This is a genomic window from Saccharothrix sp. (assembly GCF_031180885.1).
In the GTDB taxonomy this organism is placed as follows: Bacteria; Actinomycetota; Actinomycetes; order Mycobacteriales; family Pseudonocardiaceae; genus Actinosynnema.
In genome coordinates this window covers 195,375-217,493 of the sequence record NZ_JAPSLK010000001.1, presented here as the reverse complement: position 1 = coordinate 217,493, position 22,119 = coordinate 195,375, and the positions used below count along the sequence as shown (strand labels likewise).

Annotated in this window: 21 protein-coding genes and 1 pseudogene; 11 read left to right on the top strand and 11 right to left on the bottom strand. The window is 70.5% G+C overall.

The genetic code is table 11. From position 1 onward, the window contains the following. Nucleotides 1-258: 258 nt before the first annotated feature. The gene (locus tag RIN75_RS01145; protein ID WP_309109831.1) at nucleotides 259-837 is read right to left on the bottom strand and encodes a SigE family RNA polymerase sigma factor; all 579 of its coding nucleotides are present in this window, start codon (nucleotides 835-837) and stop codon (nucleotides 259-261) included. 68 nt (nucleotides 838-905) lie between these two features. On the opposite strand from RIN75_RS01145, the gene RIN75_RS01140 reads away from it, so the two are divergent. Next, complete coding sequence (locus RIN75_RS01140; RefSeq protein ID WP_309109830.1) at nucleotides 906-1,190, top strand: muconolactone Delta-isomerase family protein; 285 nt, start codon at nucleotides 906-908, stop codon at nucleotides 1,188-1,190. Here the strand turns inward: RIN75_RS01140 and RIN75_RS01135 are convergent. Together RIN75_RS01135 and RIN75_RS01130 are read right to left on the bottom strand one after the other, a co-directional pair. Continuing rightward, on the bottom strand, nucleotides 1,187-2,062 hold the full coding sequence (locus tag RIN75_RS01135) for an SDR family oxidoreductase (protein WP_309109829.1): 876 nt from the start codon (nucleotides 2,060-2,062) through the stop codon (nucleotides 1,187-1,189). The two genes, RIN75_RS01140 and RIN75_RS01135, sit on opposite strands and share 4 nt — an antisense overlap. An 89-nt stretch (nucleotides 2,063-2,151) precedes the next feature. Then, nucleotides 2,152-3,081, bottom strand: a complete 930-nt coding sequence (locus RIN75_RS01130; protein ID WP_309109828.1) for an aldo/keto reductase — start codon at nucleotides 3,079-3,081, stop codon at nucleotides 2,152-2,154. 109 nt (nucleotides 3,082-3,190) lie between these two features. Here RIN75_RS01130 and RIN75_RS01125 point away from each other — a divergent pair, with 109 nt between their 5' ends. Beyond that, on the top strand, nucleotides 3,191-4,018 hold the full coding sequence (locus RIN75_RS01125; protein WP_309109827.1) for an LLM class F420-dependent oxidoreductase: 828 nt from the start codon (nucleotides 3,191-3,193) through the stop codon (nucleotides 4,016-4,018). A 496-nt stretch (nucleotides 4,019-4,514) separates the two neighbouring features. On the opposite strand, the gene RIN75_RS01120 is transcribed toward RIN75_RS01125, so the two are convergent. Then, entirely contained in the window at nucleotides 4,515-4,799 is a 285-nt protein-coding gene (locus RIN75_RS01120) for a DUF427 domain-containing protein (RefSeq protein ID WP_309109826.1), read from the bottom strand. 93 nt (nucleotides 4,800-4,892) lie between these two features. Between RIN75_RS01120 and fbaA the strand changes: the two genes are divergently transcribed. Beyond that, nucleotides 4,893-5,927, top strand: coding sequence for a class II fructose-bisphosphate aldolase (fbaA, locus tag RIN75_RS01115; RefSeq protein WP_309109825.1), 1,035 nt, complete (start codon nucleotides 4,893-4,895; stop codon nucleotides 5,925-5,927). Nucleotides 5,928-5,986: 59 nt separating this feature from the next. On the opposite strand, the gene RIN75_RS01110 is transcribed toward fbaA, so the two are convergent. Then, entirely contained in the window at nucleotides 5,987-7,165 is a 1,179-nt protein-coding gene (locus RIN75_RS01110; protein WP_309109824.1) for a serine hydrolase domain-containing protein, read from the bottom strand. A gap of 70 nt (nucleotides 7,166-7,235) precedes the next feature. Then, entirely contained in the window at nucleotides 7,236-8,366 is a 1,131-nt protein-coding gene (locus RIN75_RS01105; RefSeq protein WP_309109823.1) for a hypothetical protein, read from the bottom strand. A gap of 290 nt (nucleotides 8,367-8,656) precedes the next feature. Between RIN75_RS01105 and RIN75_RS01100 the strand changes: the two genes are divergently transcribed. Both RIN75_RS01100 and RIN75_RS01095 read left to right on the top strand, forming a co-directional pair. After that, nucleotides 8,657-9,064 carry a DUF3151 domain-containing protein gene (locus RIN75_RS01100; RefSeq protein WP_121224264.1) on the top strand — a complete coding sequence of 136 codons (408 nt, stop codon included), beginning with the start codon at nucleotides 8,657-8,659 and terminating at the stop codon, nucleotides 9,062-9,064. A gap of 174 nt (nucleotides 9,065-9,238) precedes the next feature. Beyond that, on the top strand, nucleotides 9,239-10,321 hold the full coding sequence (locus RIN75_RS01095) for an FUSC family protein (RefSeq protein ID WP_309109822.1): 1,083 nt from the start codon (nucleotides 9,239-9,241) through the stop codon (nucleotides 10,319-10,321). A 33-nt stretch (nucleotides 10,322-10,354) separates the two neighbouring features. On the opposite strand, the gene RIN75_RS01090 is transcribed toward RIN75_RS01095, so the two are convergent. From RIN75_RS01090 to RIN75_RS01080, 3 genes are all read right to left on the bottom strand, one after another. After that, nucleotides 10,355-10,603, bottom strand: coding sequence for a hypothetical protein (locus RIN75_RS01090; RefSeq protein ID WP_309109821.1), 249 nt, complete (start codon nucleotides 10,601-10,603; stop codon nucleotides 10,355-10,357). Further along, on the bottom strand, nucleotides 10,603-11,241 hold the full coding sequence (locus RIN75_RS01085) for an HNH endonuclease family protein (RefSeq protein ID WP_309109820.1): 639 nt from the start codon (nucleotides 11,239-11,241) through the stop codon (nucleotides 10,603-10,605). Before RIN75_RS01085 ends, RIN75_RS01090 begins: the two co-directional genes overlap by 1 nt. Before the next feature lie 107 nt (nucleotides 11,242-11,348). Next, on the bottom strand, nucleotides 11,349-11,972 hold the full coding sequence (locus tag RIN75_RS01080; protein WP_309109819.1) for a hypothetical protein: 624 nt from the start codon (nucleotides 11,970-11,972) through the stop codon (nucleotides 11,349-11,351). Nucleotides 11,973-12,100: 128 nt separating this feature from the next. Between RIN75_RS01080 and RIN75_RS01075 the strand changes: the two genes are divergently transcribed. Next, the gene (locus RIN75_RS01075) at nucleotides 12,101-13,390 is read left to right on the top strand and encodes an adenylosuccinate synthase (protein ID WP_309109818.1); all 1,290 of its coding nucleotides are present in this window, start codon (nucleotides 12,101-12,103) and stop codon (nucleotides 13,388-13,390) included. 92 nt (nucleotides 13,391-13,482) lie between these two features. Beyond that, a pseudogene (locus tag RIN75_RS01070) lies at nucleotides 13,483-13,834 on the top strand (alkanesulfonate monooxygenase); the annotation flags it as partial. Here the strand turns inward: RIN75_RS01070 and RIN75_RS01065 are convergent. Together RIN75_RS01065 and RIN75_RS01060 are read right to left on the bottom strand one after the other, a co-directional pair. Then, the gene (locus RIN75_RS01065) at nucleotides 13,823-14,929 is read right to left on the bottom strand and encodes a glycerophosphodiester phosphodiesterase (RefSeq protein ID WP_309109817.1); all 1,107 of its coding nucleotides are present in this window, start codon (nucleotides 14,927-14,929) and stop codon (nucleotides 13,823-13,825) included. The pseudogene RIN75_RS01070 and the gene RIN75_RS01065 overlap by 12 nt on opposite strands. Nucleotides 14,930-15,043: 114 nt before the next feature. After that, nucleotides 15,044-16,627 (bottom strand): Na+/H+ antiporter, encoded by a 1,584-nt coding sequence (locus RIN75_RS01060; protein WP_309109816.1) that lies wholly within the window; start codon nucleotides 16,625-16,627, stop codon nucleotides 15,044-15,046. Here RIN75_RS01060 and RIN75_RS01055 point away from each other — a divergent pair. The 4 genes from RIN75_RS01055 (at nucleotide 16,626) to purD (ending at nucleotide 22,100) form a co-directional block, all read left to right on the top strand. Continuing rightward, complete coding sequence (locus RIN75_RS01055) at nucleotides 16,626-16,886, top strand: UBP-type zinc finger domain-containing protein (protein WP_309109815.1); 261 nt, start codon at nucleotides 16,626-16,628, stop codon at nucleotides 16,884-16,886. The genes RIN75_RS01060 and RIN75_RS01055 overlap by 2 nt on opposite strands. A 955-nt stretch (nucleotides 16,887-17,841) precedes the next feature. Further along, nucleotides 17,842-19,842, top strand: a complete 2,001-nt coding sequence (locus RIN75_RS01050; RefSeq protein WP_309109814.1) for a TRAP transporter fused permease subunit — start codon at nucleotides 17,842-17,844, stop codon at nucleotides 19,840-19,842. Then, complete coding sequence (locus RIN75_RS01045; RefSeq protein WP_309109813.1) at nucleotides 19,835-20,815, top strand: TAXI family TRAP transporter solute-binding subunit; 981 nt, start codon at nucleotides 19,835-19,837, stop codon at nucleotides 20,813-20,815. The genes RIN75_RS01050 and RIN75_RS01045 overlap by 8 nt, the downstream gene beginning before the upstream one ends. 28 nt (nucleotides 20,816-20,843) lie before the next feature. Next, nucleotides 20,844-22,100, top strand: coding sequence for a phosphoribosylamine--glycine ligase (gene purD, locus RIN75_RS01040; protein WP_309109812.1), 1,257 nt, complete (start codon nucleotides 20,844-20,846; stop codon nucleotides 22,098-22,100). The last annotated feature ends 19 nt before the right edge of the window (nucleotides 22,101-22,119 follow it).

Below are 22,119 nucleotides of genomic sequence, written 5' to 3'. Positions count from 1 at the left end.
CTTGTGCGTGCCACGAGGACCGATAGTGCGGCATCGAGCCGCCATTGGTCTATACCAAGTGCCCGATTCCCCCACCCGGTACACATCCGCCCACCCTCCGCACCCCGGTTCTCCCACGCTGCGGGACGCGGCTTGGTAAGCGCTTTCCCGCTGGGTGTGGTGCGATGTTGTGCCAGTTTCGTCGCGATGCGGCCGGTTGCCCGTCGCGCGTCGCGGCAGGCCGTCCGGTGAGGTACCGGACCGCCTCCGCGCCCTGCGTCAGGCGGTGCCCATGATCTTCTGGAGGGCGTCCAGCGCGCGGCTGGCCGTGCTCTTGACGGTGCCCTTGGAGATGCCGGTGGCCTCGGCGATCTCGGCCTCGGACAGGTCGCCGTAGTAGCGCAGCACGAGGACCTCGCGCTGGCGCGGCGGCAGCTGGGAAAGCGCCTTCACCACCGCCTGGTGCTCGGCGGTGAGCATGGCCAGGCTCTCCGCCGACCGGGCGTTGGCCACGTGCGGCGGGGTGTAGTCGCGGGCGGTCTTGCGGCGGCGCAGGACGCTGCGCGAGCCGTTGACCACGGCGGTGCGCAGGTAGCCGACGGCGGCCTGGGCGTCCCGCAGGCGCGACCAGTTCCGGTACAGGCCGGTGAACGCCTCCTGCACCACGTCCTCGGCCGTGGAGGGCTCGTCGACCAGCAGCAGGGCCAGCCGGACCAGCCGCATCCGGTGCTGCCGGTACAGGTCCTCCAGCGTGAGGGGACCGGTCGGCGCGGGCGCGACGCCGTCCTGGATGCGCAGGTTCGTCAGCGTGTCCTGCACACGCGCGATGCCGCCGCTGTGTTGTTCCGAACCGACCACGGAAAAGACGGTACCCGGTTCGCGGGTAGCTTCGGTGCCGGCGTTGACGTTCTTCGTGGAGGTGGGCGGTGGCTCGGTACGCGGTCGAGTTGGTGTTCGGGGAGGACCAGGAGGCGCGGCTGGCCGTCCGCCCGGCGCACCGGGAGTACCTGGCGACCCTGGTCGAGCAGGGCAAGCTGCTGGTCTCCGGCCCGTACGCGGACCAGTCCGGCGCGATCCTGGTGTACGAGGTGGCCGACGAGGCCGAGCTGAAGTCGGTGCTGGCGGCCGACCCGTACACGCCCGCCGGCGTGGTCGCCGAGACGCGCGTGCACGAGTGGCTGCCGCTGATGGGTACCTGGCTGACCGACTAGCGCTTCTTCTGGGCCGTCTTGCGCGTGCCCGCCGCCTGCCCACCCGGCCCGACGAGGCCGGACAGGTCCTTCGCGGCCATCTCCCGGTCGGCGGCGGGCACCTGCCGCGCGGCCTGCTGGTCGACGACCTTGGGCGTGAACGCCCGGAAGACCTTGAGCCCGCCGACCCAGCCCGGCACGTGCACCGCCTTGGCGCGCTTCTCGATGCCGCGGACCACGGCCTTGCCGACGTCGGAGACCGGGTACTTCTTGCCGGCCAGGCCGGGCATGCCGCTGCGCAGCGGTCCGAAGACGGGGTGCTGGTCGGCGCTGTTGACCATGTCGGTGGAGATCCACGAGAAGTAGGCGACGCCGACGTCCACGCCCAGGTGGCGGACCTCGGCGCGCAGGCTGTCGGCGAATGCCTCGCAGCCGGCCTTGGCGGCGGAGTAGGCGGCGTTGCCGGGGATGTGGACGATCGCGGCGAGCGAGGAGACGACCAGGCAGTAGCCGCGGCTGGCGATCAGGTGCGGCAGGGCCGTGCGGACGGTGCGCCAGACGCCGAGCAGGTTGACCTCGATCACGCGCTCGAAGGCCGCCGGGTCCATGGAGCGGATGAAGCCGGTGGCCGCGATGCCCGCGTTCGCCACGACGACGTCGATCCCCCCGAAGTGCTCGACCACGCCGTCGACGGCGGTCTCCAGCGCCTGCCAGTCGGTGACGTCGGCCTCCCACGCCTTGCCACCGCACTGGTCGGCGACCCGGCGGAGCTGTTCCCCTTCGAGCCCGACCAGCGCGACTCGCGCCCCCTTGGCGGCGAGCCGCCGGGCGACTTCGGCGCCGATACCCCGAGCCGCGCCGGTGATCAGGACAACCTTGCCCGCAACGTCCACGGTGACCTCCTCGAACGGGTTCTCCGGAGGCCACCGTAACGCAACTTACCGCCAGTAAGCTACTGGAGAGTTAAGTGTCGGTCGGCTGGTCAGGCGCTTGCCGCGGTCAGGCGCTCGACCTCGTCCGTCTTCAGCTCAAGTTCGAGCGCCGGCAGCAGGTCCGACAACTGCTCCACGGTCCGGGCGCTCGCGATCGGTGCCGTCACCGTCGGCTGCGCCGCGAGCCACGCCAGGGCCGCCGCCGCGACCGTCGTGTCGTGGGCCGCCGCGACCTCGTCCAACGCCGCGAGGATGCGCAGGCCGCGCTCGTCCAGGTACTTCGACGCGGCGGCGGCGCGGACGCTCTCGACCTCGACCCCCGGTCGGTACTTGCCGGTCAGGAAGCCCTTCGCCAAGGCCCAGTACGGCGCGGTCGACAGGCCGCCCGCCGTGACAGCCGCCGCCAGTTCGCCCTCGTAGGATCGTTCAACAAGGTTGTAGTGCTGCTGGAGGGCCACGTACCGGGACAGGCCTTCGCGGTCGGACGTCTCCAGGGCCGAGGTGAGGCGTTCGGCGGTGAAGTTCGACGCGGCGATGTACCGGACCTTGCCCGACCGCACCAGCGCGTCGAACGCCGCCAGCGTCTCCTCCTGCGGGGTCTCCAAATCGTCCTTGTGCGCGTAGTACAGGTCGATGTGGTCCACGCCCAGCCGCCGGAGCGAGTTCTCCGCCGCGGTCGCGATGGTGGTCGCCCTCAGGTCGTCCAGGCCGCTCAACATGCCGACCTTCGTCGCCACGACCACGCGGTCCCGGTTGCCGCGCGACTTCAGCCACCGGCCGATCACGGCCTCGGACTCGCCACCCGCGTGCCCCGGCGCCCAGGCCGAGTACACGTCCGCCGTGTCCACGAAGTTGCCGCCGGCCGCCGTGTACGCGTCCAGCACCGCGAAGGACGACTCCTCGTCGGCCGTCCACCCGAACACGTTCCCGCCCAGCGCCAGGCGGGACACGTCGAGGTCGCTGGTTCCCAAGTTCGTCATGGCGCGAACCCAACCCGCCGCGCCGGTCCGGCCGCGAATCTCACAGCCAGGACTAAATCGTGGGACGCGCCGGTTGGCCCAGACGGAGTTGTCTTCGAGAGGAGTCGAAATGACGGTGGAGCTGGGGCGCTACGGGGTCTGGAGCCACTACACCGGCTGGGAGGGCCGCGCGGACGCCGCCGCACGGCTGGAAGAGCTGGGTTTCGGCACGTTGTGGCTGGGTGGGGCCCCGGACGGCGGCGTGCTCGGGCTCGTCGGGGAGCTGCTCCAGGCGACCGACCGGCTCGTCGTCGCGACCGGCATCCTCAACGTGTGGACGACCCCGGCGGACGTCGTCAACGCCGGGTACCGCGACCTGGCCTGGACCGACCGCTTCCTGGTCGGCGTGGGCGCGGGGCACCGGGAGCAGGCGGGTGAGGTGTACCACAGCCCGTACCGGAAGCTGGTCCGCTACCTCGACGAACTGGACGTCCCGCGCGACCGCCTGGCCCTCGCCGCCCTCGGCCCGCGCGTCCTGCGCCTGGCCGCCGCCCGGACCAGCGTCGCCCACCCGTACCTGGTCACGCCGGAGTACACCGCGCAGGCGCGGGAGGTCGTCGGGGCGGGCGTCGTCCTGGCCCCGGAGCAGCACGTCGTGCTGGAGGAGGACCCGGCCAAGGCGCGCGAGGTGGCCCGCGGCAACCTCGCCCTCTACCTCCGGCTGGAGAACTACACCAACAACTGGCTCCGCAACGGCTTCACCGAGGACGACTTCCGCGACGGCGGCAGCGACCGCCTGGTGGACGCGGTGGTGGCGTGGGGCCCGGCCGACCGCGTGGCCGACCGCCTCCGCGCCCACGTGGCCGCAGGCGCCGACCACGTCTCGGTCCAACTCCTCGGCGACAACAAGGACGCCTCCCCCGCCTTCAAGGACCTCGCCGCCGCCCTGTCCGAGTGACCACCGGTCGCGGCCCGTTTCGGGTGACCACCGCCCGCGCCAAGTGACCGCTCCGGGCGGTCGCTGGCCTGGCCGGGTGACCGGTTCGGGTGACCGCCGCCCGCTTCGGGTGATGCCGCCTTCGCCGGATGACCGCCGCCGACTCTTGGCTGACGGGGGCCGACTCTGGCTGGCGGCGGCCGACTCTGGATGACCGCCGCCGACTCCGGCTGACGGCGGCCGGCTCCGGGTGACCACCGCCCGGTTCGGGTGAATTGTCGGTGCCCCCTGGGACAATGAGCCCCAGGGGGCGCTCGGCCCTGGTTGTCGGTACCTCGTGGGACAATGGAAACCGGGGGCGCAGCCCAACCCGACCCCACGATCGGGCAAGACCCGCGCCACCGGGTTGACCACTCGTGAACCCGCCGGTCGACCACCGGAAGAGCGGAATCCGCCGGTCGGGACCGACGAGCGCGTCGGCGTGCCGGAGGGCAGCCGCCGCCCAGACCCCGGCGGGCTAGTCGGTCACCTCGACGCCGCGCCAGAAGGCGACGCGGCCCTTGATGCCGGCCGCCGCTTCCTTGGGTTCGGCGTAGTACCAGACCGAGTCCGGGTTGTCCTTGCCGTTGACGTGCAGGTTGTAGTAGTTCGCGGTGCCCTTCCACGGACACACCGAAGTGGTGTCCGACGGCCTCAGGTAGTGGGCGTGCACCGACTCCAGGGGGAAGTAGTGGTTCCCCTCCACCATCTCCGTGTCGTCACTCTCGGCGATGATCTCGCCGTTCCACCGTGCGATCGCCATGCCCCCACTATGCCGGTGATCAACTTCTCCCACCGGGGCGTGGCCGTAGGATGCCCCCGACACCGCGTTCCGGGCACCCGAGGAGGACCACCGATGCCCATCGCAACCCCTGAGGTCTACGCCGAGATGCTTGACCGGGCGAAGGCGAACGAGTTCGCCTACCCCGCGATCAACGTCACCTCGTCCGAGACGCTCAACGCGGCGCTGCGCGGCTTCGCGGAGGCCGAGAGCGACGGGATCATCCAGATCTCGACCGGCGGCGCCGAGTTCGCCTCGGGCACCAAGGTGAAGGACATGGTCACCGGCGCGGTGGCGCTCGCGGAGTTCGCGCACGTCGTCGCCGAGAAGTACCCGGTGAACATCGCGCTGCACACCGACCACTGCCCCAAGGACAAGCTGGACGGCTACGTCCGCCCCCTGGTGGCCATCAGCCAGGAGCGCGTCGACCGCGGCCTGAACCCGCTGTTCCAGTCCCACATGTGGGACGGGTCGGCGGTGCCGCTGGACGAGAACCTCAAGATCGCGACCGAGCTGCTCGACCTCGCGGCCAAGGCGAAGATCATCCTCGAGATCGAGGTGGGCGTCGTCGGCGGCGAGGAGGACGGCGTCGTCGCCGAGATCAACGAGAAGCTCTACACCACCCCCGAGGACTACCTGAAGACGGTGGACGCACTCGGCGCCGGTGAGAAGGGCCGCTACCTGGTCGCCGCGACCTTCGGCAACGTGCACGGCGTCTACAAGCCGGGCAACGTCAAGCTGCGCCCGGAGATCCTCAAGCAGGGCCAGGAGGTCGTGGCCGAGAAGCTGGGCCTGCCGGCCGGCTCCAAGCCGTTCGACCTGGTCTTCCACGGCGGCTCGGGCTCGCTGCTGGAGGAGATCCACGAGGCGGTCTCGTACGGCGTGATCAAGATGAACATCGACACCGACACGCAGTACGCGTTCACCCGCCCGATCGCGGCGCACATGTTCACCAACTACGACGGCGTGCTGAAGGTCGACGGCGAGGTGGGCAACAAGAAGGCCTACGACCCGCGGTCCTACCTCAAGGCCGCCGAGCAGGGCATGGCCGCCCGCATCGCCCAGGCGTGCGAGCACCTGAAGTCCTCCGGTCGGATGATCGCCGGCTGACGCTTCCGAGTGAACAACGGCCCCTCCCGGGTGAATCGGGAGGGGCCGTCCTCACGAGATCACCGGCCGTGCAGCTTGCAGACGGCGGTGTTCACCATCTCCCGCTGCGCCTTCGCGGCCTCCGGGGCGTGGAGCTTGAACGTCGTGGTCGCCAGGACAGTCACCGTCCGGGTTCCGGTCGCGTCGACGTAGTTGTGGCTGCGGTAGCCGGGGAAGCCGCCCGAGTGGCCCCACACCGTGCCGCACGGGGTGTTGATCTCCATCAGGCCCAAGCCGTAGCCGTCGCCGTTGCCCTGCGGCACGGCTTCTGTCATCTCCGCCGGCAGCTCCGCGGGCAGCAGCCGCCCGCCGAACAGGGCGCGCAGGAACTTCGGCCACTCCTCGGCGGTGGAGATCAGGCCACCGGCCGCCCAGGAAGCGCTCAAGTCGATGCCCTCGGTCTGCACGTGCTCGTGCAGCTGCGGACCGGCGAAGCCGTCGCCGACGGGCGTGCCGGGCGGCAGCAGCGGGCCGAGGTGCGCGGCGTCGGGCTCGTAGCCGTGGGCGTGCCGGCCGCGGAAACCGTTGGCGTCGCTCAGGTACGTGTGCTCCATCCCCAGCCGGTCGATGATCCGCTCCTGCACCAGGTCCGCGTAACGCTTGCCGGACACGGCTTCCAGGATCACGCCGAGCGAGATGTAGTTGGTGTTGCTGTAGTTCCACCGCTCACCGGGCGGGAACAGCGGCGGGTGCTCGAACGCGACGGCCGGCAGGTCCCGCGGCGACCAGCGCTTGGGGTCGCGGCCCAGCAGCATGGGCGTCAGGCGCGGGTCGTTGAGGAAGTCGAACAGGCCGCTGGTCCGGTTGAGCAGCATCCGCACGGTGATGCCGTCCGGGATCTGCGGCAGCCACTTGTTCGCCGGGCCGTCCAGGCTCAGCCTGCCCTCCTGGACCTGCTGGAGCACCAGGACACCGGTGACGACCTTGGTGTTCGACGCGAACTTGTGCTCGTCGCCGAGGCGGAGCCGGTGGTCCCGGCGCGACCACGAGTTCTGGCGGACCAGCTCGGTGGTCCGCCGGCCGTCGTCGATCCGCACGGCCACGCCCGGCGCGCCCGCCTCGACCCACCGCTGGGCGGCCCGGTGCACGTCGGCGGTCGACGTGGCGGCCGAGGCGGTGGAAGCGGTGGCGGTGACGAGGCCCAGCACCACGGCCGCGGCCACCACGGCGCGCAGCGGGCGGCGGAAACGTCCACTCATGAAAGAAGTCCCCCGAAGATCGGTCGGTTGCGACACGAACGATCTTCGGGGGATTCGGGACTGCGAAGAATCAGGCCGCCACCCGGGACCGCAGTGGGGACAGCCCCACCCCGATCCTGCGGCCCGCCGGACCCGCGGCCGTCCACAGCACCGCGAGCAGCACGAACGTCACCGCCGCGGACGGGAACAGGATCGGCGGCGCCGCGTCGACCCGCTGCAGCGCCCAGATCCCGCCGTAGCCCAGGCCGGTGACCGCCGCCGCGCCGAGCACCGCCGCGACCGGTTCCGGCACCCGGCCCAGGTGCGCGGCGTCCACCGCGAGACCGACCAGCACGAGGAACAGCGGCACCGTCGACAGCGGGAAGTCCGCGCCCGCCAGCAGCGGCCAGATCACGCACCGGTACGCCACGTACCCGGCGGCCACCGCCGTCGCGGCCCACCGGCGACCGATGCTGCGCCGCGCCACCACGAGCACCAGGGCGGCGGCGATCAGGCCCCACACCGGGTACACCCAGTCCGGGATGGGCAGCGAGAACTGCACGATCGACTCGCGGTCCACCGGCCGGCCGATCTGGTCGGCGGCGAACTGGAGCAGGATCGGCTCCGCGTACGGGTCGCCGCGGTCCCACGACGCGATCTCCAGCACCCCGTACTCCTGGTGCTGGTTGGGGAACCACACGTTCTCCAGGAAGAAGAACCACAGCGCGGTGAGGCCGAACAGCCGCCACCGGCCCGGCTCGGTCTGCCGGGCGAACCCGCGCACCGCGCCCGCGAGCATGATCGCGGTGCCCAGGTAGAGCAGGGCGTGCGAACCGCTCCACGACGTGATGTCCAGGCCGTTGATCCGGTGGTTGATCAGGTCGATCGGCAGCGCGATCAGGAAGATCCCGGTGCCCCACTGCATCAGGCGCAGCGCGTTCTTGTCGGCGCCGTACCCGGTGTAGGTGTGGAAGATCGTCAGGCCGACCACGATCACCGTGCCGACCGTGTTGATCATGTGCGGCGGGGCCAGCTCGTCGCGCAGCCATTTGAAGTGCCAGGCGACGTCCCACGACGACCCGATGAGCTTGAACAGCAGGCCCCACAGCCAGAGCCGGTACAGGCCGGCGGCCAGCGCCGGCGGGGTCCGGCGCCCCGGCTCGCCCCGCTCCCAGTACTGGTCGCGGAACCGCGCGACGCGTTCGACAACCCCCGTTTTCACCCGGACATGATGCGTCTCATCTGGACGGTCGGGAAGCGGGGTCCACCCTGGTCTTTACCGATTTGTCCCCTAAGGGGTGGTGGCGACCAGCACGTTCGCTCTTCGGTTAGCGCGAAAGGGTGAGGATCGTTGCTCTGGTCGGGGTAACACGGAACAGTGCGGGCCTGAGAGTTCGCTGAGAGCGCGAGGAGTGGGTGGGATGGGCAAGAAGGTCGTCGCCGCGGTCGTCGTGTCGGCGCTCGTGCTGGCACTGGTCGCTGCCGTGGCCCGGGTATTCCTATCCTGAGCGCATGGAGAACCTGCTCGGTCCTGACCCGACGCTGCTGCCCGACCGGCCCGAGGCGCAGGCCGCCGCCGAGGCGGGCACCGACCCGGCCAAGATCGTCCGTGCCTACCCCGACTTCAGCGAGGCGTGGGCGCTGCTCGCCGAACGCGCGCTGCAGACCGGCGACCCGATCGCCGGCTACGCCTTCGCCCGCACCGGCTACCACCGCGGCCTGGACCAGCTGCGCCGCGCCGGCTGGAAGGGCTTCGGCCCCGTGCCGTGGTCGCACCGCGCCAACCAGGGGTTCCTGCGCGCGCTGGCGGCGCTGGCCCGGGCGGCCGACGAGATCGGCGAGACCGAGGAGTACGAGCGCTGCAAGAAGTTCCTCGCCGACAGCGATCCGGCCGCACCGGCCGCCCTCGGCCTGTCCTGACGACGGGTCGGGCGCGTGGCTGGTCCGACACCCGGCGGGTCTTCCGGTGGGTCCGGTAGTGGTTCCGCCGGCAAGTCCGGTGGTTCTGCCGGCAAGTCCGGTGGTTCTGCCGGCAAGTCCGGTGGTTCTGCCGGCAGGGCCGGGGGCGGTGCTGCCGGTGGGTCCGGCGGGCGGGTGCGTGCGGAGGTCGTGCGGCGGCTGAAGCGGTGGCAGAGCACGGCGTTGCCGATCGTGCAGGCCGCGCTGGCCGCCGGGCTGTCGTGGCTGGTCGCCACGTCCGTGGTCGGCCACGCGCACCCGTTCTTCGCGCCCATCGCCGCCGTGGTGTGCCTGGGCGTGTCGCTCGGGCAGCGGCTGCGGCGGGTCGTGGAACTGGTCGTCGGCGTGTCGGTCGGGGTCGGCGTCGGCGACGTCCTGATCTCCGTGATCGGCTCCGGACCGTGGCAGATCGCGCTGGTCGTGGCGCTGGCCATGTCGACCGCGGTGCTGCTCGACGGCGGCGCGGTGATCGCGTTGCAGTCGGGGTCGTCGGCCGTGCTGGTGGCCACCCTGCTGCCGCCCAGCGCCGGCGGCGGGCTCGACCGGATGGTGGACGCGCTGGTCGGCGGGCTGGTCGGGTTGGCCGTGACGGCGCTGCTGCCGGCCAACCCGTTGACCGTGGCGCACCGGCAGTCGAAGGCCGTGTTCGGCGAGCTGGCGACGGCGTTGCGCGGGGTCGCGGACGCGGTGGCCGACGGTGACGCGGTGCAGGCCGCGGGCGTCCTGGCGAAGCTGCGCGGCAGCCAGGAGGCCGTGGACGACTTCAAGACCGCGTTGCAGACCGGGGGCGAGATCGCGACCATCGCGCCGATCCGGTGGCGCAGTCGCGGCGACCTGGCCCGGTACGAGGCCGTCGCGGCACCCGTGGACTACGCCTTGCGCAACACCAGGGTGCTCGCCCGAAGGGCGCTGGCGGCGTTGCGGGACAACGAGAAGATGCCCGTCGTGCTGCCGGATGTCTTGCGGCAGTACGCGTCCGCGGTGGAGATCTTGCGGGCCGAACTGGCCAAGGGCGAGGAACCCCGGCGGGCGCGGGCGGCGGTGCGGGACGCGGCGGCGGCGGCCACGGCCCGGCAGCTGGGCGGCGAGGGGTTCTCCACCAAGGTGGTGCTGGCCCAGGTGCGGTCCGTGGCGGTGGACCTGTTGCAGGCCACCGGGTTGACCCGGGCGGAGGCGGCCGAGGCGCTGCCCCCGTTGACCCGCAGGAGCGAGAGCTGAAGCGCCGGGGGCACCACGGTGACCCCGGCGCGGTCAGCCGAGCGGGCGGTTCAGCACGCCCAACAAGACCTGGTGGACCGCCGCGTGGTCGCGTTGGTCGGCCAAGCGGCAGGAAGCGCCGGTGATGGCGTACCACTCGTCTGCGCCTTCGTAGCGGACCTTCGCGCGGACCACCCCGTTGGCGAAGGTGGTGCGCAATTCCAATTGGCCGGTGACGACGCCGACTTCATCGGTCATCACGCCGCCGGGGCCCGCGGTGAAAGGGGACGAGTAGTCGGCCATCAGCACCTTCCGAGCATCGACTGCAAAGCGGACTTCTCGGCGGAGTTCACCTTCAGGCCCCACCGGTACTTGGTGTGTACCCACATCTTCGCGTACGTGCACCAGTACGAGGTCAGCGGCGGCTTCCACAGGGCCGGGTCCTGGTCGCCCTTCGCCTGGTTGACGTTGTCGGTCACCGCGATCAGCTGCGGGCCGGACAGGTCGTTGGCGAAGGACTGGCGGCGGGACGTGGTCCACGACGACGCGCCGGAGCGCCACGCCTCGGCCAGCGGCACGATGTGGTCGATGTCGACGTCCGACGCCGCCGACCACGTCGCCCCGTCGTACGGGCTGTACCAGCGGCCGGAGACGGCGGCGCAGGACGAGTCGGTCACCACGTTCGAGCCGTCGCGCTTGAGGACCGTCTCGCGGGTGTTGCAGGTGCCGGAGATGGTGATCCAGTGCGGGAACTTGTCGCGCGAGTACCCGGTCATGGAGCCCTCGGACGCGACCGTGAGCGCGGCCAGTTCGGCGCCTGCCTGGGTGGCGCTGGGGATGTCGGGCGGGGTGGCCTGGGCGGGGGCGGTCAGGCCGAGGGTGAGTGCGCCGGCCAGGAGCAGGGGGATCGAAAAACGCGCGGCTTTGTTGACCGTTGACATAATTCCGACCTTCCTAGTTGGAAGCTGTCGGAATTACCTTGGGGCAATTATCCGGCTGTCACAATGCCTTCGAGTGACACCCTTGTGGCGGAAGGGAAAACCCTTTGTTACTGCAATCCGCGCACCAGGCGAAGATCCTCCGTGTGGCGGTACCAGGTCCACTTGTTCATCGGGCGCGGGTGCGCGATGCCGTCGAGGTTCACCTGCACGGGCAGGCAGCCGAGTTGGAACGCGCGGCCCGCCGTCGTGGTCACCTTCTTGCTGAAGAGGCGCTTGTGGATGACGCTCACGGCGAGGCCCAATTCGTTGTCCGGGACCACCTCGATGCGGCTCGCCTGGCCGCGCAGCACGACCGTGTCGTCCGCGTAGCCGACGCCGCGCACCGGGCCCAGCGACCCGAGACCGACGAGCACCCCGCCGACGTCATCCCGGACGAGTGACACCCGGTCGGCGTCACCCGACAGGGCAAGGTCGAGGGCGCGGCCCGGGTCGGTGGGCAGGTTCCACAGGCGGGCCACGTCCGAGGACGGCGACGCCGGCACGTAGGCCACCGGGACCTCGGCGAGCCGCTCGGTCCGCAGCAGGCGCAGGACGACCGCGTTGAGGTCGGCGTCCGTACCGTGGACGATGAGACGACGGTCACCCAACTCGGCCAGAACCGGGTCTACCTCGGCCTTTCCCGGGCGCGCACCCACCGCGCGCACCTCGAACCGGTCACCGTCCGTGATCATTGGCGACTGCGAGTTTCCGCAGGCCAACACGATTCCGCGCACGTTCATCTCCTGGTCTACCCTCAACCACCGGCAAGTGACGGCTGGCCCGTCACGCTCTTGACCCGTCGAACCGCTTGGAGTTTCACATGCCGGCCGTAGTGCTGATCGGCGCCCAGTGGGGCGATGAGGGCAAGGGCAAGGCGACCGACCTGCTCGGCGAACGGGTCCAGTGGGTCGTCCGCTACCAGGGCGGCAACAACGCCGGTCACACCGTCGTGCTGCCCGACGGCAAGAAGTTCGCCCTGCACCTGATCCCCTCCGGCATCCTCACGCCGGGTGTGACCAGCGTCATCGGCAACGGCGTCGTGGTGGACCCCGGTGTGCTGCTGGAGGAGCTGGACGGCCTGGAGAAGCAGGGCGTCGACACCTCGCGCCTGCTGGTCTCCGCCGACGCGCACCTGATCATGCCCTACCACGTGGCCATCGATAAGGTCACCGAGCGCTACCTGGGCAAGGCCAAGATCGGCACCACCGGCCGCGGCATCGGCCCGTGCTACCAGGACAAGATCGCCCGCGTCGGCGTCCGCGCGCAGGACCTGCTGGACGAGAAGATCCTGCGGCAGAAGGTCGAGGCCGCCCTGGACTTCAAGAACCAGGTGCTGGTCAAGGTCTACAACCGCAAGGCGCTGGACCCCGAGCAGGTCGTGGACGCGGTGCTGGAGCACGGCGCCAAGTTCACCGACCGCATCGCCGACACCCGCCTGCTGCTCAACAACGCGCTGGAGCGCGGCGAGACGGTGCTGCTGGAGGGCTCGCAGGGCACCCTGCTCGACGTCGACCACGGCACCTACCCGTTCGTCACGTCGTCCAACCCGACCTCGGGCGGCGCGAGCGCGGGCTCGGGCATCGGCCCGACCCGGATCACCACCGTGATCGGCATCCTCAAGGCCTACACCACCCGCGTCGGCTCCGGCCCGTTCCCGACCGAGCTGAACGACGACATGGGCGAGCACCTGCGCAAGACCGGCGGCGAGTTCGGCGTCACCACCGGCCGCTCGCGGCGCACCGGCTGGTTCGACGCGGTGATCGCCCGCTACGCCTCGCGGGTCAACGGCATCACCGACTACTTCCTCACCAAGCTCGACGTGCTGTCCGGCCTGGAGAAGGTGCCGGTGTGCGTGGGCTACACGATCGACGGCGAGCACGTCGACGAGATGCCGATGACGCAGACCGACGTGCACCACGCCGTGCCGGTGTACGAGGAGCTGCCGGGCTGGTTCGAGGACATCAGCCACTGCCGCACGTTCGAGGAGCTGCCCGCCAACGCGCGCGCCTACGTCGAGCACCTGGAGTCCATCTCGGGCGCCCGGATCTCGGCGATCGGCGTGGGCCCGGGCCGCGACCAGACGATCGTGCGCCACGACATGCTGGCCTGATCCACCTGGCCGGTTGTGGCGCAGACGGACCGTTCGCCACCATCCGGGACGCGTTGACGCCTCCCGGCGGACGCCGAAAACTCGGGTTTGAGCGGGCGCGGGCTCAGCTTCGGGAGAGCCGGTCCGTGGGGCAGCGGCGGATGCCGGCCCTGCACGGCGGGTCGCTGGGTGACGGGGTGCGCGGGCTGGAGGTGCACCCCGGGGCCGTGGGCCGGGATCGGGCTGGTGCCCGGCGGGGCGGGGACGGCTCTGGTGGGCAGCCACGCCGAGGTCGCGGGCCTGGTCGAGGAGTACCACGCGGTGGGGGTCGAGGAGTTCGTGCTGTCCGGGTACCCGCACCTGGAAGAGGCTTACCGGTTCGGCGAAGGGGTCCGGCCGGAGTTGGCGCGGCGCGGCCTGCTCGGGGTCGGGCAGGCCGCGCCGGTGCTCACGTCAGCGGGCTGAACGGGCCTCGACGGCGGTGTCCGGGTTGTCGGCGAACAGGCCGTCCAGGCCGGTCGCGTAGAACTTCGCGTACTCCTCGAACGCGCGGCCGTACGCGGCCGGGTCGGTCGAGGTGCGGAAGTCGGCCGGCAGGAACGCGTTCTCGTTGCGGAACGTCCAGGCGTGCACGATCAGGCCGCGGGTGTGGGCGTCGCGGACCAGGGTGGTCGGGGTCTGGAGGAAGCCCGCCGCGTTGCGCGGGATGATCCGGTCCTTGGCCGCGCCGATGCCGTTGGCGTAGGTGCGGATCTCGCGCAGGCCGTCCGGCGTGACCAGGTCGCTGTAGGTGCGCTTGTCGCCGGCCTTCACGAAGTCGTACGGCGCGCCGGAGGAGTTGATCAGCTGCACCAGCGGGACGCGCAGCGACTTGCGCAGCTCCTTGAGGTTGGCCACCTCGAAGGACTGCACGTAGACCTTGGCGTTGGCCCGGTTGAGGCCGTTGCGGTTGAGCACGTCGACCAGCTCGGGCTCCAAGGCGAGCTTGATGTCCTGGAAGTAGGTGGGGTGCTTGGTCTCCGGGTAGACGCCGATGTCGCGGCCCAGCTCGCGGGACAGCCGGCGGGAGAGGTCGATGACCTCTTGGAGCGTCGGCACCTCGTAGCGGCCGTCGTAGAGGGTGTTGCGCGGGCGGATCTCCGGGATGCGCTCCTTGGCGCGCAACGTCTTCAGCTCGGCGAGCGTGAAGTCCTCGGTGAACCAGCCGGTGATCGACGAGCCGTCGATGACCTTGGTGGTCTTGCGGCCCGCGAACTCCGGCTTGCCGCCGACGTCGGTGGTGCCGCCGATCTCGTTCTCGTGCCGGGCGACCAGCACACCGTCCTTTGTGGACACCAAGTCGGGCTCGATGTAGTCGGCACCCATGCGCGCGGCCAGCTCGTAGGCCGCCAGCGTGTGCTCCGGGCGGTAGCCCGACGCGCCCCGGTGCCCGATGACGATCGGCCCCTTCGGCTTGTGCGCCCCGGCCACGTCGCTCTGCGCCGACGCCGACGACACGGTCACCACCCCGGCCACCGCGAGCGCCGCGAGCGCCGCTCCGAAGATCCTCGTCCGCACCATCGCCGACCTCCCTGTTCGCGAACCAGACGCGGCGCAGCCTCGTTGCGCGCCGCGACCTCCCGGTCACCGTAGGGTGAAGGGAAGGCGGCGTCACGGTGAACGCGTGGTGGGTCGTCACTCACGGGATATGGCCGCTTCCTCCAGGTCCAACTCGCGCAGCACCCGGAACAGGACCTCGTCGTCGATCCGCCCGCTGTCCCGGGCTTCGATGAAGACCTGGCGCTCGGCTTCCAGCATGGTCCGGCGGAGTCGGCGGTAGGACGCGGCCGGGCTTTCCTCCTCCTGGCGGCCCAGGCGCTCCCAGGCCGCGTTGCCGCGGTGCTCGGCCATGACGCGCAGCCGTTCGACGATGTGGTCGGGGGTGTTGTCGCCCCCGCCGATCAGCTCGTCCAGGCGGTCCACGGCGGCCTGCGCGGCGGCGTGCTGCACCTGCGCCTCCGCGAGGGCGTCCTCGCGCTCCTCGTCGCCCCGCACGCCCAACTTCCGGATGACCCACGGCAGGGTGAGGCCTTGGAGCAGCAACGTGCCGACCGTCACGACGAACGCGCAGAACACGATCACGTCCCGGCCGGGGAGATCGAGCGGCAACGCGGCCGCGGCGGCCAACGACACCACACCCCGCATCCCCGCCCAGGACAAAACGGTGATCCCACGCCAGCCCGGTGCCTTCTCACGGGCGCGGATGCGGGGGGACAGGAAGCGCGGGATGTACGCGGCCGGGTACATCCACACGAACCGGACCAGGATCGTGGCCGCGAGGATCCATGCGGCGGCGATGACCAACCCGGCGGTCACGTCGACATCGCCCACGGTCGTCTTCAGCTGGAGACCGATCAAGGCGAACACGAACGACTCCAGCAGGATGTCGACCGAGCGCCACACGGCCGTGTCCTGGAGGCGCGTGTAGTACGAGCTGCGCGGCGCGTAGTGACCGATGTAGAGCCCGGCCACCACCACGGCGAGCACACCGGACGAGCCCAGTTCCTCGGCGAACAGGTACGCGCCGAAGGGCACCAACATGCCCAGCGCGCTCTCCATCACGCCGTCGTCGAGCCGGGCGCGGACCCACCGGACCCCCATCCCGATGGCCAACCCGATCACCACACCGCCGCCCGCGCCGATCACGAACGTCCGCAGCCCGTCGACCCAGGTGGCCGTGACCCCGAGCGTCGCCGCGACCGCGACCTTGTAGACGGTCAGCGCGGTCGCGTCGTTGATCAGGCTCTCCCCGGTGAGCAACGTCATGGTCCGCCGAGGCAGGTTGAGCCGCCGCCCGATCGCCACCGCCGCCACCGCGTCCGGCGGCGCCACCACCGCGCCCAGCACGAGCGCGGCCGGGAGCGACAACTCGGGCAGGGCGAGGTGCGCCACCGACCCCACGCCGATCGTCGTCGCGATCACCAGACCCACCGCGAGCAGCCCGATCGGCCGCAGGTTGGCCCGGATGTTGTGGTACGAGCTGTCCAGCGCGGCCGAGTAGAGCAGCGGCGGCAGGACGAGCACGAGGATCAACTCGGGTTCCAGCGCGAACTCCGGCAGTCCCGGGATGAACGACACCGCGAGCCCGACGGCGACGAGGACGAGCGGCGCCGGCCACCCGAGCCGCTTGGCCCCGGCCGTGACCAGCAACGCGCCGACGAGGAGGAGCAGGAGTTCCGGTCCGTGCATGCCGCAATCTTGCGTGATGATGGCCGCCATGACCTGTCCTCACCTCGCCACCCTGCCCCAGGCGGTGTCCCCCGACGCGACCGGCGGCTGCGCCGACTGCCTCGCCGCCGGCGAACGCAACTGGGCGCACCTGCGGATGTGCCTGACCTGCGGCCACGTGGCCTGCTGCGACTCCAGCCCGAGACGGCACGCCACGGCGCACTTCCACGAGGAGGGGCACCCGGTGATGAAGTCCTTCGAGCCGGGCGAGGACTGGCGCTGGTGCTATGAGGACGGCCGAGTGGTCTAATCCAGTACGGACGATCGGTCCTCAGGTTTCACCTTCGACGAGGAATCCCCCGGTGCGGCCCGACACGTCTTCAGGTCCGGCGGAAGCGGGCCAGTTCTTCGCTGTGCCGCGAATCGACCAATCCGCCCGCGCATCGCAAGCATTCCACCGCGAGTCGCGTGTTTTCGCCGCGCAGCGGCTTGCTTTTAGGCCGCGCTCCGCGCGGCGGGCCGGCTCCCAGCCACGGCGGGGCTTCGGTTCCCCCACCGTATGGCCTGCCCGAAGGGCTACCACGCTTTGGTCGGGTGCGGCCGAAAATTTTGTGAGGAACGAGCAAATTTTCAGCGGCACCCGACCAAAGCGTGGTTGGCTTTGCCAGGTCGTGCGGTGGGGGAACCGATGCCCTTCCCTCCCCATCGGTGGTTCTCCGGGCCGCTTTTGATTTTGAGAGCGCGTCAGCGCGTTGACCAGCGCGAAGCGCGTTTCTCAAAGCTTTAAAGCGCTTTAAGAGTGTCGAGAAGAACGCGCTGACGCGCTCTCAAGATCAAAAGCGGGCTTGGGAGGCCACCGGGGTTGGGCACCAGCAAAAGAAACTGCGGGGGCTTTTTGCTTGTGCCCTCCCCGTATGACCTGGCGGAGCCTGCCACGGATTTCCCGGGCGCCGCTGAAAACTTTTGCTCGTTCCTCACAAAAAATTTCGGCTGCACCCGGGAAATCTGTGGGTAGCCCTTCGGGCAGGTCATGCGGGGAGGGTACAAGCAAAAGCCCAAGCCGAGCCGTGGCCTCCACCGGAGGCCCAATCCAACGGCGCTTCGCGCCGAAAAGCTGACTGCGCCGTGCTGGTGCCGGAAGGGTGGTCAGGTGCCGGTGTGAACGTGGCTGATCGGTTCAGCTGAGGGCTGGTGGAGGTCTTTACAGTCCCTTTAGATGGTGGGTCTATGGCTGTGAGAGCGACCACAAGTAGCTTCTGGGGCGCATGATCCCTGCGCGACACGAAGGAGTGCGCGTGTCGACGAAGCCACAGGCTGATGTCGCCGAGCTGATCGCCGAGTACGACGAGGAACGGCCCTCGCGGTCGTTGTCGCGGCGGTGGGAGTTGGGCATCTGGGTCGCCGGGTTGTTGGTGGCCCTGCTGGTGCTCAAGCAGGTGTTCTGGCCGTTCGCCAAGGGCGGGCAGTACTACCTGGTGATGTTCCTCGCCGTCACGTTGCCGCTGGTGTTCCTCTGCTACCGGCCGCGCAAGGGTGGGGCGGACGACCCCGGGCCGTTGGACTGGACGTTGGCCGTGTTGGCGTTCGCGGTCGGGGCGTACCCGTTGTTCGGCGGGTTCGACGCGTTCCTCGACCGGCAGGGGCAGTTGACCGACCTGGACGTCATCGCCGGGACGATCCTGCTGCTCCTGATCCTCGAAGCCTGTCGGCGGACCACCGGGTGGGTGTTGCCGCTGGTGTGCCTCGGGTTCGTCGCGTTCGCCTACTACGGCGGGTACCTGCCGCCGGCCTGGGCGATCTCGCACGCGGGCGTGGACTTCGCGCAGATCATCAACGGGTTCTACAACGACGCGACCGGGTTCTACGGGACGCCGTTGGACGTCGCCGCCACGTACATCGTGCTGTTCACGATCTACGGCGCCGTGCTCAACGCGTCCGGCGCCGGGACGTTCTTCGTGGACATCAGCTTCTCGGCGTTCCGCAAGTCGCGGACCGCGCCGGGGCGCACGGCCGCGACCGCCGGGTTCCTGCTCGGCACGGTGTCCGGGTCGGGCACGGCCACGACCGTCTCACTGGGCGCGGTCACCTGGCCGATGCTGAAGAAGGCCGGTTATCCCAAGGAGAGCGCGGGCGGGTTGCTGGCCGCGTCCGGGATCGGGGCGATCCTGTCGCCGCCCACGTTGGGCGCGGCGGCGTTCATCATCGCCGAGTACCTGGAGGCCTCGTACCTCCAGGTGCTGATCTGGGCGATCCTGCCGACCCTCCTGTACTACCTGGGCATCGCCCTCGCCGTGGAGATCGACGCCCGGCGGTTCGGGGCCAAGCCCGTGGAGATCGACGCGCCCAGCCCGTGGGCGCTGCTCAAGCGCGGCGGGTACCACTTCCTGTCGCTCGGGGTGATCGTCGTCTTCCTGGCGCTGGACATCCCGGTCTACTCGGCCGTGGTGTACGCGTCGGGGGTCGCGGCTTTGTTCGCGTTGATCGCGCACAAGGGGGATGTCCGTACCTGGGGGCGGACCATCCTCGACTCGCTGTCCACCGGGGTGCGCAGCGCGCTGCCGGTGATCGCGGTGTGCGCGGCGGCCGGCGTGATCACCTCGACCATCACCAAGACCGGGCTGGGGCAGGAACTGGCCTCCGCGCTGGTCGACATCGCCGGCCTGATCTCGTCCAACCCGTCGGTCGTGCTGTTCGTGACCGTCGTGCTGGCCGCGGTCGCGGTGAGCGTGCTCGGGCTCGCCGTGCCGGTGACCGCGTCCTTCATCATCTCGTGGGTCGTCATCGGACCCGCGCTGATGGAGCTGGGCGTGGCTCCTGAAGAGACCGCGATGTTCATCTTCTACTACGCGGTGCTGTCCGAGGTGACGCCGCCGACGGCGCTCGCCGCGGTGGCCGCCGCCGCCATCACCGGCGGCGACGTCATGAAGACGATGTGGCGGACGTGGAAGTACACGCTGCCCGCGTTCCTCGTGCCGCTCGCGTTCGTGCTCACCGACGACGGCGCGGCCCTGCTGCTGCGCGCGTCGTTCGTGGACTCGCTCTGGGTCTTCGCCGCCTCGGCGCTGGGGGTCGCGGCGCTCGCCGTGGTCACCGGCGGCTGGCTGGTCCGCCAGGCGGCGCTGCCCGAGCGGTTGCTGTGCATCCCCGCCGCCATCGCCCTGCTCTACCTGCAACCGGTCACGATCGCCGTCGGCATCGGGTTCCTCGTCGCCGCGGTGGCCGTGCACCTGCTCCTGCCGAAGATGCGAAAGGAACACCATGCGTAGCTGGAAGGTCCCCGTCGCCGTCCTGGCGGTGGCGCTCGTCGCCGCCGGGTGCGGCGGCAAGCGCCAGGCAACGGACACCGGCTCCGGCACCGCGGCGTGCGAGGCGGCCGACGGTCGGATCACCATCGCGACCGGCAACTCCGGCGGCGTCTACTACGTCGTCGGCGGCGGCCTGGCCAAGCTGATCAGCGACAACACCAAGCTCAAGGCCACCGCGGCCGAGACCGGCGCGTCCGTGCAGAACATCCAGCAGCTCGTCGCGGGCGACTACGACATGGCGTTCTCGCTGGCCGACACCGCCGCCGACGCGGTGAGCGGCAAGGGCGCGTTCGACGGCAAGCCGCAGAAGATCCAGGCGCTGACCCGCCTGTACCCGAACTACACGCAGGTCCTGGTGCGCGCGAACAGCGGCATCAACTCGATCGCGGACATGAAGGGCAAGCGGATCTCCACCGGCTCGCCCAAGTCCGGCACCGAGGTCATCTCCAACCGCCTGTTCGCCTCCGCCGGGCTCGACCCGGAGAAGGACGTCCAGGCGCAGCGCCTCGACCTGGCCAAGACCGCGGACGGCATGAAGGACGGCAGCCTGGACGGCCTGATCTGGTCCGGCGGCCTGCCCACCGCCCAGATCACCGACATCACCACGTCGCTGAAGGACCAGGTCAAGTTCATCGACATCACCCCGCAGCTGCAGAAGCTGAAGGAGATCAACTCGGTCTACGACAAGGGCACCATCCCGGCCGCCACCTACGGGCAGCCCGCGGACATCCCGACCGTCGTGGTGCCGAACCTGCTGCTGGTGAAGGCCGACTTCCCGGACGCCAACGCGTGCGCGGTCACCAAGCTCGTCTTCGAGAAGAAGGCGGACCTGGAGAAGGTGCACCCGGCGGCCAAGGACATCATCAAGGAGAAGGCCGCGATGACCGACCCGGTACCGCTGCACGCCGGTTCGCTGGACGCGTTCGGCGGATGACCCACTGCGTCATCTAGGCTGGCCCACCGTGCGTGTCCTGGTCATCGGGTCCGGCGCCCGTGAACATGCCCTTGTCCTCGCCCTGTCGCGCGACCCGGCGGTCGTCGCGCTGGCCTGCGCGCCCGGCAACGCCGGGATCGCGGGCGCGGCCGAGACCTACGGTGTCGACGTGGGCGATCCGGCAGCGGTCGCCGCGCTGGCCAAGGAGTGGAACGCCGACCTCGTCGTGGTCGGGCCGGAGCAGCCCCTGGTGGCGGGTGCGGCGGACGCCGTGCGCGCCGCCGGCATCCCCTGCTTCGGCCCGTCCGCCGCGGCGGCCCGCATCGAGGGCTCCAAGGCGTTCGCGAAGGACGTCATGCAGGCGGCCGGGGTGCCCACGGCCACGTCCGAGGTCGTCGACAACCCGGCCCGCCTGGACGCCGCCCTGACCCACTTCGGCCCCCGCTGGGTGGTCAAGGACGACGGCCTGGCGGCCGGCAAGGGCGTCGTGGTCACCTCCGACCGCGACACCGCCCGTGCGCACGCCATGACCCTGCTCGACAACGGCCACCCGGTGCTGCTGGAGTCCTTCCTGGACGGCCCCGAGGTGTCCTTGTTCTGCCTGACCGACGGCGTGTCCGTCGTGCCGTTGTTGCCGGCACAGGACTTCAAGCGGGTGGGCGACGGCGACTCGGGGCCGAACACTGGCGGCATGGGCGCGTACGCGCCATTGCCGTGGGCGCCGGCGGACTTGGTGGACACGATCGTGTCGACTTGCGTGCAGCCGGTGGTCGACGAGCTGGCGCGCCGAGGTACGCCGTTCACCGGCCTGCTGTACGCGGGCTTGGCCCTGACCTCCACCGGTCCCCAGGTCATCGAGTTCAACTGCCGCTTCGGCGACCCGGAGACCCAGGCCGTACTGGCCCTCCTGAAGACCCCTCTGGCCGGCTTGTTCCTGGCTGCGTCTACTGGTGCGCTTTCTGGTGTCGGTGCTCTGGAGTGGTCCGAGGGTTATGCGGTGACGGTCGTCGTCGCTGCCGAGGGCTACCCGGGTCGTCCGCGCACGGGGGACGTCGTGACGGGCGGCGAGGCGGAGGGCGTGCTGCACGCCGGCACCCGCCGCCGCGTGGACGGCGCAGTGGTGTCGACGGGTGGCCGGGTGCTGTCCGTGGTCGGCACCGGGGAGACGCTGTCCGCCGCTCGCGCCGCCGCGTACCGCCGCGTGGCGGGCGTCCACCTGACCGGCTCCCACCACCGCACCGACATCGCGCTGCGCGCGGCGAATGGCGAGATCGAGGTCCCGTAGGTCTGCGCGATCCGAGCCC

Bases quoted from the DNA above. Each gene is read 5' to 3' on its own strand.
- RIN75_RS01130 (WP_309109828.1), bottom strand. From the start codon at position 3,081: ATGACGAACTTGGGAACCAGCGACCTCGACGTGTCCCGCCTGGCGCTG.
- RIN75_RS01125 (WP_309109827.1), top strand. From the start codon at position 3,191: ATGACGGTGGAGCTGGGGCGCTACGGGGTCTGGAGCCACTACACCGGC.
- RIN75_RS01120 (WP_309109826.1), bottom strand. From the start codon at position 4,799: ATGGCGATCGCACGGTGGAACGGCGAGATCATCGCCGAGAGTGACGAC.
- fbaA (WP_309109825.1), top strand. From the start codon at position 4,893: ATGCCCATCGCAACCCCTGAGGTCTACGCCGAGATGCTTGACCGGGCG.
- RIN75_RS01110 (WP_309109824.1), bottom strand. From the start codon at position 7,165: ATGAGTGGACGTTTCCGCCGCCCGCTGCGCGCCGTGGTGGCCGCGGCC.
- RIN75_RS01100 (WP_121224264.1), top strand. From the start codon at position 8,657: ATGGAGAACCTGCTCGGTCCTGACCCGACGCTGCTGCCCGACCGGCCC.
- RIN75_RS01090 (WP_309109821.1), bottom strand. From the start codon at position 10,603: ATGGCCGACTACTCGTCCCCTTTCACCGCGGGCCCCGGCGGCGTGATG.
- RIN75_RS01085 (WP_309109820.1), bottom strand. From the start codon at position 11,241: ATGTCAACGGTCAACAAAGCCGCGCGTTTTTCGATCCCCCTGCTCCTG.
- RIN75_RS01080 (WP_309109819.1), bottom strand. From the start codon at position 11,972: ATGATCACGGACGGTGACCGGTTCGAGGTGCGCGCGGTGGGTGCGCGC.
- RIN75_RS01075 (WP_309109818.1), top strand. From the start codon at position 12,101: ATGCCGGCCGTAGTGCTGATCGGCGCCCAGTGGGGCGATGAGGGCAAG.
- RIN75_RS01065 (WP_309109817.1), bottom strand. From the start codon at position 14,929: ATGGTGCGGACGAGGATCTTCGGAGCGGCGCTCGCGGCGCTCGCGGTG.
- RIN75_RS01055 (WP_309109815.1), top strand. From the start codon at position 16,626: ATGACCTGTCCTCACCTCGCCACCCTGCCCCAGGCGGTGTCCCCCGAC.
- RIN75_RS01060 (WP_309109816.1), bottom strand. From the start codon at position 16,627: ATGGCGGCCATCATCACGCAAGATTGCGGCATGCACGGACCGGAACTC.
- RIN75_RS01050 (WP_309109814.1), top strand. From the start codon at position 17,842: ATGATCCCTGCGCGACACGAAGGAGTGCGCGTGTCGACGAAGCCACAG.
- RIN75_RS01045 (WP_309109813.1), top strand. From the start codon at position 19,835: ATGCGTAGCTGGAAGGTCCCCGTCGCCGTCCTGGCGGTGGCGCTCGTC.